The sequence below is a fragment of the Niallia taxi genome (assembly GCF_004005475.1).
GTDB lineage: Bacteria > Bacillota > Bacilli > Bacillales > Cytobacillaceae > Niallia > Niallia taxi.
In genome coordinates this window covers 702,154-717,341 of sequence record NZ_RZTZ01000002.1, presented here as the reverse complement: position 1 = coordinate 717,341, position 15,188 = coordinate 702,154, and the positions used below count along the sequence as shown (strand labels likewise).

Here is a 15,188-nt window from a genome sequence, read left to right as displayed (position 1 = left end):
TACTTTACAATAACCTTACATTTACCTATAGGAATTTTAAAATTTTTTTTGTACAATATAAGCAGTACGAAATTATTGCAGGAAAACAATAAATAAAATATAGGGAAGGCAAATGGTGCGCCACCTTTACGGTTCTAGTGGGTTCGATTCCCACCCCGAAATTTTTTACAAGTTACAAGTTGATAAAAAATTTCGAGGGCGGAGCGGTATTTGTCATTCTGTTGTTTTCTGCCCTCATGTATAAGGAGGGTATTTTTTATGCTGAAAAAACGTGAATTGGAAGATTGTGCTGTTCTTTATGAATTAATGAAGCATCCAGATGTGTTTCCATTTGTTCGCCAAAAGGCAGCATCTTATGAAGAATATTTGTTTGTCACAAAACAAACAATTGAAGCGGAAGAAAAAGGAGAACTGATTTCTCGCACCATTCTTGATGAATGGCATAACCCGATTGGAACGATCAATCTGTATGATATACAAGACGGAATCGGCTTTTTAGGAACCTGGATTGGCAAGCCATATCACGGAAAAGGATACAATAAAATTGCCAAGGAACTGTTTTTTTCGGAAACCTTCTTTGAATTGAATATTAACAGTATCTTGATGCGTATAAGAGAGCATAATCTTCGTTCTATTAAAGCAGCAGAAAAGCTCCCTTATGCCGTCCATGCCAATGAAACCAGAAAAACAATCGTAGAAAAGCTCAAGGAAGAAACCGGAGTCAGCTACGAATTATTTGAAGTTCCAAAGGATGTTTTCACTCTATACACAATGCGCTCAACCATAGACCAGACAGATGGTCTTATGGAGGCTTAATACGAAAGCTTGAAGCATATATGCTTCAGGCTTTTTTCATGCAGGCATACTTATTTACTCCTTCTAATATAGTACAGATAGGACAACTTTATTAGAAGGAGTGTATTATTTATGAGTGATTTTTTAGACACCAACATTTGGGCCAGCCTGCTGCTGTCAATACTGGTTATTGTAACAAGCCTATTACTACGAAAGTGGTTTACAGGCCATTTGTTTGCATTGGTCCTCTCCTATACCCAATCGAAAAAGATTCATGCAGCAAGCACTGTCCTTGTCGCCTTTGAAAAACCGATGCGCTGGGTGTTTGTAGTTATAGGCATGCAGTTAGCCTTCCAGTTTCTCCCCTTTCAAACCGTATCTGCAGCATGGGAATCAAGCCTTGTCCGCTCATGCTTTATCGCATTATTAACATGGGGTTTGTTTAATTTGTGCAATGTAACAACACTGCTATTTCCAAAGCTGATGACAAAGCTGGATATTAATGTTGATAAAATCATTATCCCCTTTTTGACAAAAATGCTGAAAACTCTAGTCTTCCTGTTCGGATTCAGCATTATTGCCCAGGAATGGGGCTTTAATATAAACGGCTTTATCGCTGGACTTGGTCTAGGTGGTCTTGCATTTGCCCTTGCAGCAAAGGAAACGGTCAGCAACCTTTTTGGAGGTATTGTGTTAATTACAGAAAAGCCGTTTACGATCGGTGACTGGATTAAGACTCCAAGTGTAGAAGGCACGATTGAAGATATTACCTTCCGCAGTACAAAGGTGCGGACGTTCGCTCAAGCCCTCGTCACTGTGCCAAATTCGACTCTTGCCAACGAACCGATTATCAATTGGTCTAAAATGGGGAAACGGCAAGTCTCCTTTTACTTAAAGCTAGATATTCTTACAAAAACAGAAAAATTACATATGACTATTTCAGACATAAAAGCATTGCTGCAGCATCATCAGGATGTACATCCTGAAACCATTCTCGTTTCTTTTGAGTCAATGAGTGATACTAGTGCTGACATATTAATTTATTTCTTTACAAAGGCAACTGATTATCTCGGCTATTTACAAACAAAAGAGGACATTAATTTTCAAATTATTAGTATTCTGGAAAAGAGAAATGTATTATTTTCCGTTCCAAAAAGTGCTGTTTATTTAGAAAGTGCTGAACAGGAGCACAACAAAGAGCCAATGAAGCGCCTCATGTCCCACGGGTAATTTTATAAGCAAAAAATCTGTATTTGCCATATTTTCCTTTTATCTGTGATATAATCGTAACGTTATTGAACATAAGAGAGGAAAAAGAATGAAACAAACCTTTACAACAAAGCAAAAACTAAAACAGATGCTAGTTATATTACTGCCTGTTCTCGTTACACAGGTAGGTATGTTTGGTCTCACCTTCTTTGATACAACCATGTCTGGTCATTACAGCCCTACAGATTTAGCTGGGGTTGCTGTTGGCAGCTCCTTATGGACACCGATTTATACTGGATTAAGCGGTATACTACTTGCTGTCCCTCCAATTGTCGCACAGCTGGTTGGAAGAAAAGAAGAATCCAAGGTAAGCTTTTCTGTTATTCAAGCTATCTATTTAAGTTTATCCATGGCAGTTTTATTAATTGTTTTTGGTTTTATTTTTTTGAAGCCAATCCTTCAATTAATGGGACTTGAGGCAGATGTCCAAGACATTGCCTTCCGTTATTTGGCCGCACTTAGCACAGGTATTATACCAATCTTTTTATATTTTGTATTGCGGTCCTTTATTGATGCACTTGGGCAAACACAAGTGACGATGTTTATCACCCTTTCTGCATTACCTGTTAATATTGTACTGAATTATTTATTGATTAATGGCATTTGGATTTTTCCTGAGTTAGGCGGCGTTGGAACAGGATATGCTACAAGTATTACATACTGGTATATGCTGCTGACTGCTCTTCATATTGTTTATCATAATCAACCATTTGCTGGATTTAAGCTGCTCAATAAAATACACCGTATTTCATGGGAAAAATGGAAAGAGATCCTGAAGATAGGTGTACCCATCGGCTTTTCGATCTTTTTTGAGACAAGCATTTTCAGTGCAGTTACACTATTAATGAGTAATTATGATACGAATACGATTGCTGCCCATCAATCTGCCATAAACTTTGCTTCCCTCCTTTATATGGTTCCTCTTAGCATTTCAACTGCTTTGACGATTCTAGTTGGATTTGAAGTTGGTGCAAACAGGCTGAAGGATGCCAAACAATACAGCTGGATGGGAGTATTTACTGCCGTCATTATTGCATTCGTGAGCGGCATCATTCTGCTTGCATTCCGCCAACAAATAGCAGGAATTTATACGAATGATGCAGAAGTACTTAAGCTTACAACTGGCTTCCTTATATACGCAATTTTCTTCCAGCTGTCAGATGCCATCCAGGCACCAGTTCAAGGAGCATTACGCGGTTATAAAGATGTTAACATTACTTTAATTATGACGCTAATCAGCTATTGGGTAATCGGTCTGCCTTCAGGCTATCTGCTTGCTAATTACACAAGCTTTGGCCCATTCGGTTATTGGATTGGCTTAATCATTGGTTTAGCTACTGGTGCAGCCTTCTTATCTAGCAGACTGTATTCTCTCCAAAAGAAGCATATTACCTTATCAACAAAATAGTAAAAGGGAGGATCAATTATGGATCCTCCCTTTTTTAACTTATTTCTTTTTCCATCTTCTCTTCTGTCATTTTTCCAATGAAGGCTTCTACCATTTTTCCATCCCACTGTGTTTCTTTGCCTTCATGCAAAATGGACAGCGCTTTTGAAAAAGGCATGCCCTTTCTATATGGCCTGTCAGACGTCATTGCATCAAAGGCATCAGCAACAGCAAGAATTCTGCCAAAGTAAGGAATCCCTTCCCCTTGCAGTCCATCGGGATAGCCATTGCCATCATATCTTTCATGATGGGACCTGACACCTTCTATAATTCTCGCCATTTCTTCCTGGGGCTGTACCTGCTTTAAGATATTTTCTCCAATAACTGGATGTGCTTTAATGTAAGAAAATTCTTCCTCTGTCAGTTTCCCTTCCTTCAATAGGACATTATCCGGAACACCGATCTTGCCGATATCATGTAAAATAGCTGTTTTATATAATAATTCCATCTCTTCCTTTGACAGCTTTAAATTTTCTCCTATTAGCTTTGAATAACCTGCAACCCTTGTGGAGTGACCTGCCGTGTATGGATCACGGGCATCAAGCGTGGCACTCAATACCATCATAAAGCTGTCAAGCAGTTCCTTATTAACCCTTTCACGCTGAATGATTGAATCATTCATCTTGTGGAAACCTTTAAATAGCTCAGCAAATTCATCTGTATAAACTGCGCTGTTTGGCTGGGTGAATTGACTTGTACCAACCTTTTTCATAAGATTTTTCAGCTGATAGATAGGTGTTATTATATCTCTAGACAGAAATCTTGCAGAAAGGACGGAATAAACTAGTGTAATAAACAATATGACAATTGCCCAATTCCAATAAGGTAATTCTGTAAGATTGCCATTATCAATCAACTTAACTCTTGTTGAAAGCAGAATGATTACTAAAGGTAATACACTTATGCTGACAACAGTAAGTAAGAATTTTCTGTGAATGGATATAAACACCTTCTCTTCAATAACCAAGTTTTTTGGCATTAAAGATTTAATATAAATAGTGATTCCCTTCATCGTCCGTATAGTAAGGAAAAATTCAATAAATGCATGCAATATGGCAACAATAATCGCCGCAACTGTCGCATATACAATGTACACGAACGGCAGTTCAAGCTTGCCTGATGTAATATAATAAATGGAACAAATAATTGCCGGAACAGACATTCCAAGTAAGTGGGGGATTAGAATTCTTCTAACCGAAAACAACGGGAAGCTTTTAGAACGGTGATATGCCTCAACTAGGCTATTTACATCCCGCTTACCAAGTTTAAGCACATTTCGTAACGGGTTTAAATCCTTATAAAAAAAGGCACCTTCTGCGCAAACCATGCATATAAAGGAAAGAATCATAATAAATCCGAGAATTTTCATGTCATCGCTGCTAATTTTCAAGCTGGTGTACATAAAGGCACCGCCTACCCCAAATACGGCCAGAAATGAACCAATTATATAATTGTAAAACAGACTGTTTAACAGCTTTTTGTAAGTTTCCAAAAAAATGCACCTAATTTTCCTAAAATGTACTTTTATATTAACATCATTAGGTTAAAATAACTAGTTCCTTCTACTCATAATAAAAAGGAAAATAAATACATGCCTAACTAACACGATTTGGGTGCACTTGAATATGATATAAAAAATTCAGCAACTAATGAAAGAAAGGATGAATTTCCAATGTTCCCATGGAATTTATTCCCTTTTAATAAAGACACAAAAAACAAAATGAACCAAATGAGACCTGGAGATATCCAAAATTATGTTCAAGATATGATGAATAAAATGATGCCAGAATCCCTTCAAAAAATGAACAGTGATGATATGTTTAAAAATATGTCCCAAATGGCAAACAACCAACAAGGGACAAACCAGCAAAAGTTTGATTACGTTGTGTTTGAAACACATCACCATGTTTATATACGCATTCCGATTAAAGAAGAAATTTGGCTGGAAAGAGTTAAGGTTTACTACACATCAAGCCAATTAGTTATTCAGAACATTCCAGAATTCGAAAGCAAGCATACTATCAATCTTCCTTCTCTCGTTCGTAAAAAAGGCTCAACCGCTAATTATAAGGAAGGCGTTTTAGAAATTATGATCCAGAAAAATGATCATAATCAATATTCAGAAATTGAAGTGACAGAATTGCAATAGCTAAAAGGAAGGATTTGAAAACAATGTCTTTCGAAAACCTCGAAAAAATTTTTCAATTTCATGAAAATCCAACAAATGAAAAGCTTTGGAATAATCTCTTTCAAGATGCAAGCCAGCAGGCTTTTTTCAGTAATGCGAATAGCATAAAAAGCAATAATCAATTTCCGCCCTGTGATTTTTATGTAAAAGATGGGCAATACTTCATTGAATTAGAACTTCCTGGCATCACGCCAGAAAACATTGGGATAAAATGTGTAGGTAATGAACTCCATATAGCTGGACAATACAAAACACTGCATGAGGAATACGCTTATTATTTGAAGGAAAGACAAAACAGGGGCTTTCACAAAGTAATTACATTGCCAAATACTATAATAAAAGAAGACATTTCCTGTGAGCTGAAATACGGAATACTATCCGTAAAAATCCCTCGGCCATAAAAAAATCAACTCGGGCTGAACGAGTTGATTTTTTTTATTACTTAAAGGTTTTATCAAAGCAGTAGAATGGGCGTTCCTTTCCGGGGAAATGCAGCTCTCCAACCTTGTTAAAGCCGTTTTTCAAGAAAAGATTCTGTGCCTTTTCATTTATGGCATAAGTGTCAGTTTTTAAATAAAATGTATCATTTTCTCTTGCGAAAACTTCGGCAAAAGATAAAAGCTTGCTTGCAATGCCTCCGCCGCGAATTTCCGGATCGACCATAAGTCGGTGAATAACATAATAGTTATTATCCGGTAATGTCCATTCTATTAGGTCATAATTCTTCCCGCCAATGCGGTCAATGGCAATGGACCCAACTACTTTATCATCCATGAATGCTACGAACAAAGCACTATTTTCAATATCTGCCTTAAAATCCTTTTCAGCAGGATATTTATCCGACCATTGGTCATTACCCTCTTCATTCATTATCTTTACTGTTTTTGCTGCTATTTTCATGATTTTCTCTAAGTCATTTATCGTTGCTTGTCTAATTTCCACGCTGAATTCTCCTATAATAGTATTTCTTTATTATTTCCTATTTTTCATGATTTTATTTTCTTCCTTTTCTTTAGTAAATCATTTGAAAAACTATTATATAAATTTCTCACCAAAAAAACCACTAAAGTATATGCTAATAGGTAAAAATAACAATATTCAAAACCGCGGAAATTTTCGTATAAAAAAAGACCAAAGGAAATGATACCTTTGGTCAAAATCTTGTTTCTGTTTTCTTCAGAGATAACATAGTAAAGCACGGTGCCTTTTTTACTTCCCAATAAATTGCTGTGTCCAGTAATTTCCGTTTGCTACATAGCCTACACCGATATGCGTAAACTTATCGCTTAGTATATTGGCACGGTGTCCTTCGCTGTTCATCCATGCTTTTACAACTTGTTCTGGTGTTGTTTGGCCTTTAGCGATATTTTCACCTGCTGCTTTATAGGAAATTCCAAATTGCTTCATCATATCAAAAGGACTTCCGTAAGTTGGGCTTGTATGGTCAAAATAATTATTTTTACTCATATCCTCTGATTTAGCTCTCGCAACCTTGCTTAAATTTGTATCAAGTGTCAGTGCAGGAAGACCATTTTTTGCTCTTTCTGCATTTGTTAATTCAACAACTTGCTTTTCAAACGCACTGACAGAGGAAGTTACTTGTGTTGTTGTTGTTGTTTGCTGTGGTTTAGAAGTTGTATTAGTTTGTTGCTTAGCAGTGTTTGTAGTAGTAGTAGTCTTTTCTGCAGTGTTTGTTTTTGCTGTTGTTTTCGCTGGAGCTTTCGTGCTTTCTGTCTGTTTATTTGCTGCAGTAGCTGAATTAGCTTCCAATGAACTTAATAATTTGTTAACGTCCACACGACCAGAAAATTGTTTTATTAATGCATTTATTTGATCTTCATTTAAATTGTAAGATTGATAGACTACTTTTGTAGATTCTTGAGCAGTGTTAGATGCTGCATTTGCTTTTTGCATTAATGGACTAGACATTAATAGAGCTGCTGCTGCTGCTGTTGATAAAATCACTTTTTTGTTCATTTGATTATATCCTCCTTGAATATAAAGCTTGTTTTCGTGCTTGCTTACAGACAAATCATAACATACGATTTTTGTCATATTTAAGGATGATTCTTCCAATAATCACCTTCTTCTTTCATAACTGTTCTGATTATCAATCTATCAAGCTATCAATCACTTCTCTCACAGTGCCTCCTCCTATATTTACTAATTTATCGGCAAATCATTTAAAATCCCTTAATTATCCATATAAGTAATATAATTCAGCTTTTTTACTATTGACAGCATGGAAGCAGCCTTGTTTTTATAACATTTATGACAATAACTTGTCGTACATATCATCAGCGCAATAATTGTAACTATCTCAATAAATGCCTTGTAAACTTGGCTTTTAGCAGGTATATATTCGGACAAAGGATGGAATAGTAATAACAGAATGCATTCTTAAAAGAAGGGAGTTTGGTCATGAGTACACCGTATGCTTGTCCGAACTGCAGAACAAATCGGAGTCGCTTTAATATCATTCAGCAAGTGCCTCAATCAGTAAAATTAGACCCACAAACAGGGGACATAGTAGAAGAATACACAGCAGAAAATCTTTCTCCCTTTCATATGGGATATAAAGGACCTGATTATCGTATCCAATGTGCTGCTTGTGGTTTAATTGATGAAGAACGGACTTTCGCCAAATTTGGAGAGATGAAATAATGAAAAAGGAATGCATTTAGCATTCCAAAAGTTGCTTAAAAAAAGGCTGGGACATAAGTATGTGAACCAGCGTAAAGACCGAACTACTTAATCAACTATGGATTAAGTAGTTCGGTCTTTTGTTTTTAGTTTAAATACAAAAAATTAGAAATTTTAGTGGAATGGAGCGGAGGCCACTCGACTACTAAGGGAAATAGAGGAAAGGCTTAGACCCCGCAGGCGAAGACGAGGAGGCTAAGCTTCCTCCCCGCGGAAAGCGCGAGGACGAGCGCGCAATAAAACGAACTAACTTTAACTCAACATTCTATTTAGACACAACCTTCATTTTTCAAATTTAGTTGCAATTCTATTATTCGTGTTTAGAAAGCTATCTTTTGTTTTGTCCCAGCCTCTTTTTTAACTCATAATGGCATTAACCCATCGTCAGTTAGGACCTTCCATGGATCAAGCGGTGAGCTTCTAACAAGCGTTAGTGTCTTACTCTCACTTTTTCTCTTTTCGTTTTGGATATACAGCTGCCACTCTATTGTTATGTGTATAGAGGTTTTGGATAGATAATCCTTTGCTTCCACTTCTTCTACCCTTAACAGCTTAACATTTTCAACATTCGCCAAAGCCTTTTTCCAATCAATCTTTTTGGAGCTTAAATGGTTAAGGATTGTATTATCCTGTTCTTTCATTCCAGCTACAAACGATTGTACTGTCTCATTTGGATTTTGTTTATCCAGCTCCTGTTTCAGAATGCCTGCTGCTTTATATACCATCAATTTATGGGAAAGATCCATATTATCCGTCTTATGTGTAGTGCTTCCTAAGAAATGCACACAAAAATGGCCCGGAAATTTATTAGCTAATGATCCTGCTCCATGTGGCATACCATGCATAGATGCGGCGAGAATATATTGATCCTGTAAAACAAATATCGCCCGTCGCTTCCAGCTCCATTTGCCATTATAAATTCCCTTCATAATCTCGGTATCCGCGGTGGTTAAAGGCTGGACATCTGCATGCTGAGAACCTGCCCGCCGCTGGACTTGAAATACTTTGCCTGTTTCGACATCATAGATAGAAAACTTGCTGTAGCGAGGAATAATTACATCTGCATCCTTCCATTCAAGCAGTTGGATACCATATTTAGGTGAAATGCTTTCCATTGGTGCGGCATTTGCCGTTGATATACAAAACAAGCTAACCAAAAGTGCAAAACAAGGAATAAACTTTCGCTTCTTGAACAAGATTATCCTCCTCTTTCCTTTAACTAAAGAAAGTTTGCCCTTTTTACGAAGGTTCCATTCTGGATATAGCTGGAAACCCTGACTGTTAAAGCATATCCAACTTGTCCTTCATTTCCTTCCAGTTTACATCTTCACCGATAAACACTAAATTTAACGGCATTTTCATGTCTTCTCTCATCATTAAAGGCATTCCATAAGAATATTGGAAAAGGTCAGGATACTTATTTTGATGGAATTGTATATATCCTTTAATACGGTAAATGGTATCAGGCAATTCTTTTAAGAATGCCTCAAATTTCTCGGCCGAAATAGTATGCTGAAATGGATAAACAAAAGAACTTAGCTGTAATGTTTGAATCGTTGTTTTAACAGTATCATTTGCAAACTGCATTACCATGCCCTTTAACCTTTGAAAAGGCAGCTTTGAATAGCTTGTTAATAACGTAAAGGCCTGTGGATTTATACTTTGAAGCTCAAATGTAATCCTTGCTTTTTCTTCCTCTGTCAGTTGGTCCTGTTTATTAATTAACAGCATATTCCCGTGCCGAACCTGTTCAATTAGCAGCTGCTGCACGCTTGGACTCATTTTCTTACGATCAAGCCAAAGCTTGCCATCAACTACGGTAATAATCCCTTTCATGCATAGCCTATCTGCGAAATATGGAGAAAGGATACTATCCATCGTTTCAACCGGATGTGCCGCTCCAGTTGTCTCTAAGTAGATTACATCAGGTTTTTCCTCAATCAGCAAGGATTGGAGCTGGCCTTCCAGCTTATCCTGGATGGTGCAGCAAACACAGCCTCCTAACAGCTCCTTTAATGGGATATCTTCATCGACTTCGTTTGAATCAATTGAGATATCTCCAAATTCATTCATGAGAACTGCCACTTTTCTTCCTTCTGCTTTTTCATGTAAAAGCAATTCTTTTAACAAAGTTGTTTTACCGCTGCCTAAAAACCCTGACAATATATACACTTCTGTTTTTTTCATCTTTATCCCCCTAATCCTTTCTTTTCATAAAGCAGACATGGAAAAAGGAGGGCAAATAGAGTGCCGCTCCTTCCATTTGTTACTTTTTCAATTTTTCTTGCAGTATTTCAATCGCTTTATTCATTTGTGTATCGTTTTTTTGAATCTTTTCACTAAGTTTTTCCATAAGCTTTGTTGTCGTATCTCCAGTGATAACACCGTCAACCTTTAACTTTTCCTTCTCTTGGAATTCCTTAGTTGCTTCTTCTGTGCTCTCATCGAAATAGCCGTTTGCGTTGTCGACCTTATATCCAAGGGCATTCAGCATTTCTTGCGCTGTTTTCACTTCATTGGAATTTGAATCAAGCTTAAGCTTTGTATCTGGGTTAATAACTGTCAGCTTCGCATAGCTTGGAAGCTCCACCTTATACGTTGGCTCAATCCCTTTTTCATGAATCCAGCTGCCATTCGGTGTCAGCCATTTATCTGTTGTAAACTTGATGTTACTTCCATCAGATAGTTCTATTGCACTTTGAACTGTTCCTTTACCAAAGGATTTCACACCAACTAATGGAACGTCTGCAGATTGATTAACTGCCCCAGCAAGTATTTCAGAGGCTGAAGCACTACCTTCATCAATCAATACGACTAATGGTAATGTATTGGAATTTTCATTGTCTGATGCGACTTGTTCGATTTTTCCATTTTTATGCTCGACTTGGAAAATCACCTTTCCGTCTGGAACAAACAAATTGGCAATTGCTTGTACTTGCGTTAATAATCCGCCTGGATTTTGTCTCAAGTCAAGTACAATCCCTTTCATTCCTTTTTCCTTGAACTCATTCAGTTTATCTGTAAGCTCTTGAGCTGTATCTGCGGAGAAGCTCGTGATTTGTATTTCAGCAATACCGTCCTTACGTAATTCCCCGTAAACTGTATCAATTGGAATTGTATCTCTGACAATATCAATTTTTAAAGTATCTTCCACTCCAGGTCTTTCAATCTCAAGGCTGACTGTTGTTCCTTTTTTACCTCTGATAAGTAGGACTGCTTCAGATGAACTCATCCCTTGTAAGGTCTTGTCATCAACACTCAAAATTTTATCATTTGGCTTGATTCCTGCTTTTTCTGCTGGTGAGCCTTTAATTGGTGATACAACAATGATACTGTCATCCTTTTCCTGAATCTCTGCTCCGATTCCTTCAAAGGAAGAGGATATACTTTCATTAAAACTTGTTGCTTCCTCTTGGTTCATATAATCGGAATATGGATCATCTAGTGCTGTAAACATGCCGTCAATCGCTCCATTGACGAGGTCTTCTGTTTCTACATCCTGATAATATTTATCCTTAATAGTATCATATGCTGAATAGAGCTTTGAAAATTCGCTTCGATCTGTGCCTACTGTTACGGCCGGCTCCTCACCAAATGCCAGAGCAACCGTTGTAATACCGGCTGCCAATATAACAGTAAAGAAGATAAGCATAACAAAGTGAAATTTCTTAATGCGGATAAAGCTGGAATCTTTATCGCTTGCTTCTTTTTCCTTTTCTTCATTTACATTGTTTTCATTCTCCAAATAATTCACCACTTTCATTTGCCCTTTAGGCACCGCGATACATGCCTTTTATACTCAACAGTATCAAAAAAATTGGTTTAAATCATGACATAATTATGAATAAATTTTGAACAAATAATTTTATTTATTACTTAGATTTTTCTAACTTGGTCAAAATATTCTTCTAATGTCCAACCGTTTTCATATATATCGTTTGCAGATTTTTCGCCGACATAGCGGAAATGCCATGGCTCAAATTTATATTTTGTAATATCCTCTTTTCCTTTCGGATAACGCAGAATATACCCATAAAGATGTGCATTATCTTTCAGCCATTTGCCTTCCTTCGTAGCCTCGAAGTCCTCTGTAAGCAGGAAATCAACACTTTTAGCAGATATATCCATGGCTAAACCTGTCTGGTGCTCGCTGTTACCAGGATATGCAACTGCTTCCTCCGCTTTCTTCTGTCCAACCTTTTCAATCTCTGCATCATACAGAACGGTCTGACGGTCATAAGAACGATAGCCTGATACTGCATAAAGGATAACACCGTCCTTTTTGGCAGCATTAAACATATCAGCTAAAGAATTAGCAGCTTCCTTTCTCATATAGCTTTTCTCTATATCTTGATTACCAAAGGAAAACTGAACTTCTGGCCTGATAAGATCCTCTGGTGCGTATCCATCTGGCAAACCAAAGCTTTTGTTAACTAATGACACTGTATTTGTTGGATTTTGGATAATGTTCCTGCCATCCACAACCTTAATATCATTGAAAAAAGCAGCTTCTAAAGTCCATGGAAGCTCTTCTGTACTATCATCAGTATCTTGATCGTTTGTTTGTTCTGAATTGTTATTATTCACGGCTGTTTCTTCCGATTCCTTTTCTTTGTTTAAGAAAGGGATATGATCTGTAATGCCATCCAATTTACTGCATCCTGTCAAAAGGAAAGTAAGCATCAGCAGCAGCAATAGTTTTTTCATTCTACACCCCATATTACACTTTGTTCCAGGTTACTAGTTACGCTTATGTTACTTTATTGCTGCTTCAAGTGATACTTCAATCATTTCATTAAAAGTTGTCTGTCTTTCTTCAGCAGTTGTTTCTTCACCAGTCAGTACATGATCGCTCACAGTAAGTACAGACAATGCTTTACGATTGAATTTTGCTGCTAGTGTATATAGTGCTGCTGATTCCATCTCAATAGCAAGAATCTGATATTTCGCCCATTTTTCCAGTTCAGAGTTATCATTATAGAAGCTATCTGCTGTAAATACGTTTCCAACCTTTAAGGAAAGCCCCTTCTCAATGCCTGCATCATACGCTTTTTTAAGCAGGTCAAAATTAGCTGTCGGTGCATAATCAACCCCGCCGAACGTTAGGCGATTCATTTGCGAATCAGTTGATGCACTCATAGCAAGGATAACGTCACGCACCTTTACATCCTGTTGGATTGCTCCGCAAGTACCAACTCTTATTAGGTTTTGGACATTATAGCTATTCATTAATTCATTAACATAAATGGCAATGGATGGTGCTCCCATGCCTGTCCCTTGTACAGAGATTCTTTTGCCTTTATATGTACCAGTATATCCAAACATGTTTCGGACTTCGTTATAGCAAACCGCATTTTCTAAAAAGGTTTCTGCAATATATTTTGCTCTCAAAGGATCTCCAGGCAGAAGAACCGTTTCAGCGATTTCATTTTCTTTTGCTCCAATATGTACACTCATTTTTTTGTACCTCCAAATTTTAAGAACATTCTTTTAAATAATAATAGGAATCATTTCCATACCTTAAACAATCACTATTTGTACTATATCATATTCTAGTTTTAGGTTAAATACAATTAATTGCAGGATAACAAATCTTTAATCGGCAATACTAACTTTAGGTTTTCCATAGGTTTTGGAAAACATGCTTATCAATGATAATATTCTAAAAACAGACACGTAAGGAGACATATAATATTATGGGAAAAAAGCATCGCAATCGAATTAACTCTCCTAAAAAGAATAATCATATACCAAAAGAGGCTATAATAGCCGAACAAGAAGCACATGGTAAGGAAATGTCTGCAAGAGAAAGAAAGAACTAAGGTAAATAAAAAGCGTGTGCCAAAAGGGTACACGCTTGAAGGTTTTTAGGCATATTTATTAATCAATTGGTAAAGTGTATTCTTTAGTCCTGGCAACTCATGTTTGTGAATGCTTAATGATACATAGCTTTCATCCATATCAAGAGCTTCTGCGAATAATCCAGAAAGTCCACGCGCTTTCCTGTCAATTTGCAGCATAACTTCCATTACATTTTCACCAGTTGACAAAATCACAAGCTCCACTTCATCCAGCTTCCCTCGAAAGTCTCCTGCATATGGGATGAATTCAAATTCCTGTACAAATGGCAGTCTCAGTTGATGCCGCCGGCCTGCCTCCTTGCAAACACCACTTTTCATTTTAAAGCCTAATTCTTGAAATGCACGAAACACTTCATCAGCAAGCGGAGATGGAATAATATTAATCGGATCTACATCGCTCGGATCAATGGCTTGCTTAATATCAAGACCTGTTGAAATCCATACTTTTGTTTTGCCTATGGAATAAGGAATATCATATGGAAGAGTACCAGAAAATGGAATTACCTTCTTTTCCTTAATATTTATCGTGAAGGCGCCTGCTGCCAAAAATTCACCTATCAGAGCGGTGCGTGTTTCTTTTTTATCATCATGTTCCACTTCATATTCTGTATACAGTCTTACATAAATCGCTTCAATATTCTGCTCCACATTACCGCCAACAATATTTATTTCTCCCTCTAGCCTTTCACCCGGCATATAATCCCTCTTATCCAGCACTGCATCAATTTTAGCAGCACCTACCCCAACACTTGCCAACGCCTTTTTAAATATAGACATTCCTTTTCCTCCTGTTACCCCAATTTTAATTTATTAATTTGATTTACGCGTAAATAACAAAAAGGTTTCAAGATTACTAATCATTTTCTCCATAAAAAAAATGGCAAGAGTATTCTCCTGCCATATGCATTGCTACTTCTTTATATAA

Annotated in this window: 16 protein-coding genes; 7 read left to right on the top strand and 9 right to left on the bottom strand. The window is 37.1% G+C overall.

Annotated features, from left to right (window positions below; genetic code table 11):
* The first annotated feature begins 258 nt into the window (after window positions 1-258).
* The 3 genes from EM808_RS08450 to EM808_RS08440 all read left to right on the top strand — a co-directional run bounded on the left by EM808_RS08450 (window position 259) and on the right by EM808_RS08440 (window position 3,472).
* The gene (locus EM808_RS08450; protein ID WP_127737734.1) at window positions 259-816 is read left to right on the top strand and encodes a GNAT family N-acetyltransferase; all 558 of its coding nucleotides are present in this window, start codon (window positions 259-261) and stop codon (window positions 814-816) included.
* Between the two features lie 111 nt (window positions 817-927).
* Complete coding sequence (locus EM808_RS08445) at window positions 928-2,025, top strand: mechanosensitive ion channel family protein (protein WP_127737733.1); 1,098 nt, start codon at window positions 928-930, stop codon at window positions 2,023-2,025.
* 88 nt (window positions 2,026-2,113) lie between these two features.
* Entirely contained in the window at window positions 2,114-3,472 is a 1,359-nt protein-coding gene (locus EM808_RS08440) for an MATE family efflux transporter (protein WP_127737732.1), read from the top strand.
* A gap of 34 nt (window positions 3,473-3,506) precedes the next feature.
* On the opposite strand, the gene EM808_RS08435 is transcribed toward EM808_RS08440, so the two are convergent.
* The gene (locus EM808_RS08435; protein ID WP_127737731.1) at window positions 3,507-5,003 is read right to left on the bottom strand and encodes an HD-GYP domain-containing protein; all 1,497 of its coding nucleotides are present in this window, start codon (window positions 5,001-5,003) and stop codon (window positions 3,507-3,509) included.
* A gap of 180 nt (window positions 5,004-5,183) precedes the next feature.
* Between EM808_RS08435 and EM808_RS08430 the strand changes: the two genes are divergently transcribed.
* Window positions 5,184-5,660 carry an Hsp20/alpha crystallin family protein gene (locus EM808_RS08430; protein WP_127737730.1) on the top strand — a complete coding sequence of 159 codons (477 nt, stop codon included), beginning with the start codon at window positions 5,184-5,186 and terminating at the stop codon, window positions 5,658-5,660.
* A 23-nt stretch (window positions 5,661-5,683) separates the two neighbouring features.
* On the top strand, window positions 5,684-6,100 hold the full coding sequence (locus EM808_RS08425; RefSeq protein ID WP_127737729.1) for an Hsp20/alpha crystallin family protein: 417 nt from the start codon (window positions 5,684-5,686) through the stop codon (window positions 6,098-6,100).
* A gap of 37 nt (window positions 6,101-6,137) precedes the next feature.
* Here the strand turns inward: EM808_RS08425 and EM808_RS08420 are convergent, their stop codons facing one another.
* Both EM808_RS08420 and EM808_RS08415 read right to left on the bottom strand, forming a co-directional pair.
* Window positions 6,138-6,641, bottom strand: a complete 504-nt coding sequence (locus tag EM808_RS08420) for a GNAT family N-acetyltransferase (RefSeq protein WP_127737728.1) — start codon at window positions 6,639-6,641, stop codon at window positions 6,138-6,140.
* Window positions 6,642-6,908: 267 nt separating this feature from the next.
* Window positions 6,909-7,676, bottom strand: coding sequence for a CAP domain-containing protein (locus EM808_RS08415; protein WP_127737727.1), 768 nt, complete (start codon window positions 7,674-7,676; stop codon window positions 6,909-6,911).
* A 444-nt stretch (window positions 7,677-8,120) separates the two neighbouring features.
* Here EM808_RS08415 and EM808_RS08410 point away from each other — a divergent pair, with 444 nt between their 5' ends.
* Window positions 8,121-8,363, top strand: a complete 243-nt coding sequence (locus tag EM808_RS08410) for a DNA alkylation repair protein (protein ID WP_127737726.1) — start codon at window positions 8,121-8,123, stop codon at window positions 8,361-8,363.
* 401 nt (window positions 8,364-8,764) lie between these two features.
* Here the strand turns inward: EM808_RS08410 and EM808_RS08405 are convergent, their stop codons facing one another.
* From EM808_RS08405 to deoD, 5 genes are all read right to left on the bottom strand, one after another.
* Window positions 8,765-9,598 (bottom strand): hypothetical protein, encoded by an 834-nt coding sequence (locus EM808_RS08405; protein ID WP_127737725.1) that lies wholly within the window; start codon window positions 9,596-9,598, stop codon window positions 8,765-8,767.
* 85 nt (window positions 9,599-9,683) lie between these two features.
* Entirely contained in the window at window positions 9,684-10,589 is a 906-nt protein-coding gene (locus EM808_RS08400; protein WP_127737724.1) for a CobW family GTP-binding protein, read from the bottom strand.
* Between the two features lie 79 nt (window positions 10,590-10,668).
* Entirely contained in the window at window positions 10,669-12,147 is a 1,479-nt protein-coding gene (locus EM808_RS08395; RefSeq protein WP_455749415.1) for a lmo1851 family serine protease, read from the bottom strand.
* Between the two features lie 131 nt (window positions 12,148-12,278).
* Window positions 12,279-13,109: a M15 family metallopeptidase gene (locus EM808_RS08390; RefSeq protein WP_127737722.1), complete on the bottom strand. Its 831-nt coding sequence runs from the start codon at window positions 13,107-13,109 to the stop codon at window positions 12,279-12,281.
* 48 nt (window positions 13,110-13,157) lie between these two features.
* On the bottom strand, window positions 13,158-13,859 hold the full coding sequence (gene deoD, locus EM808_RS08385) for a purine-nucleoside phosphorylase (RefSeq protein ID WP_127737721.1): 702 nt from the start codon (window positions 13,857-13,859) through the stop codon (window positions 13,158-13,160).
* Between the two features lie 239 nt (window positions 13,860-14,098).
* Here deoD and EM808_RS29480 point away from each other — a divergent pair, with 239 nt between their 5' ends.
* On the top strand, window positions 14,099-14,224 hold the full coding sequence (locus EM808_RS29480) for a hypothetical protein (protein WP_259347199.1): 126 nt from the start codon (window positions 14,099-14,101) through the stop codon (window positions 14,222-14,224).
* Window positions 14,225-14,269: 45 nt separating this feature from the next.
* On the opposite strand, the gene EM808_RS08380 is transcribed toward EM808_RS29480, so the two are convergent.
* Window positions 14,270-15,040, bottom strand: coding sequence for a sporulation protein (locus EM808_RS08380; RefSeq protein ID WP_127737720.1), 771 nt, complete (start codon window positions 15,038-15,040; stop codon window positions 14,270-14,272).
* Window positions 15,041-15,188 lie beyond the last annotated feature (148 nt).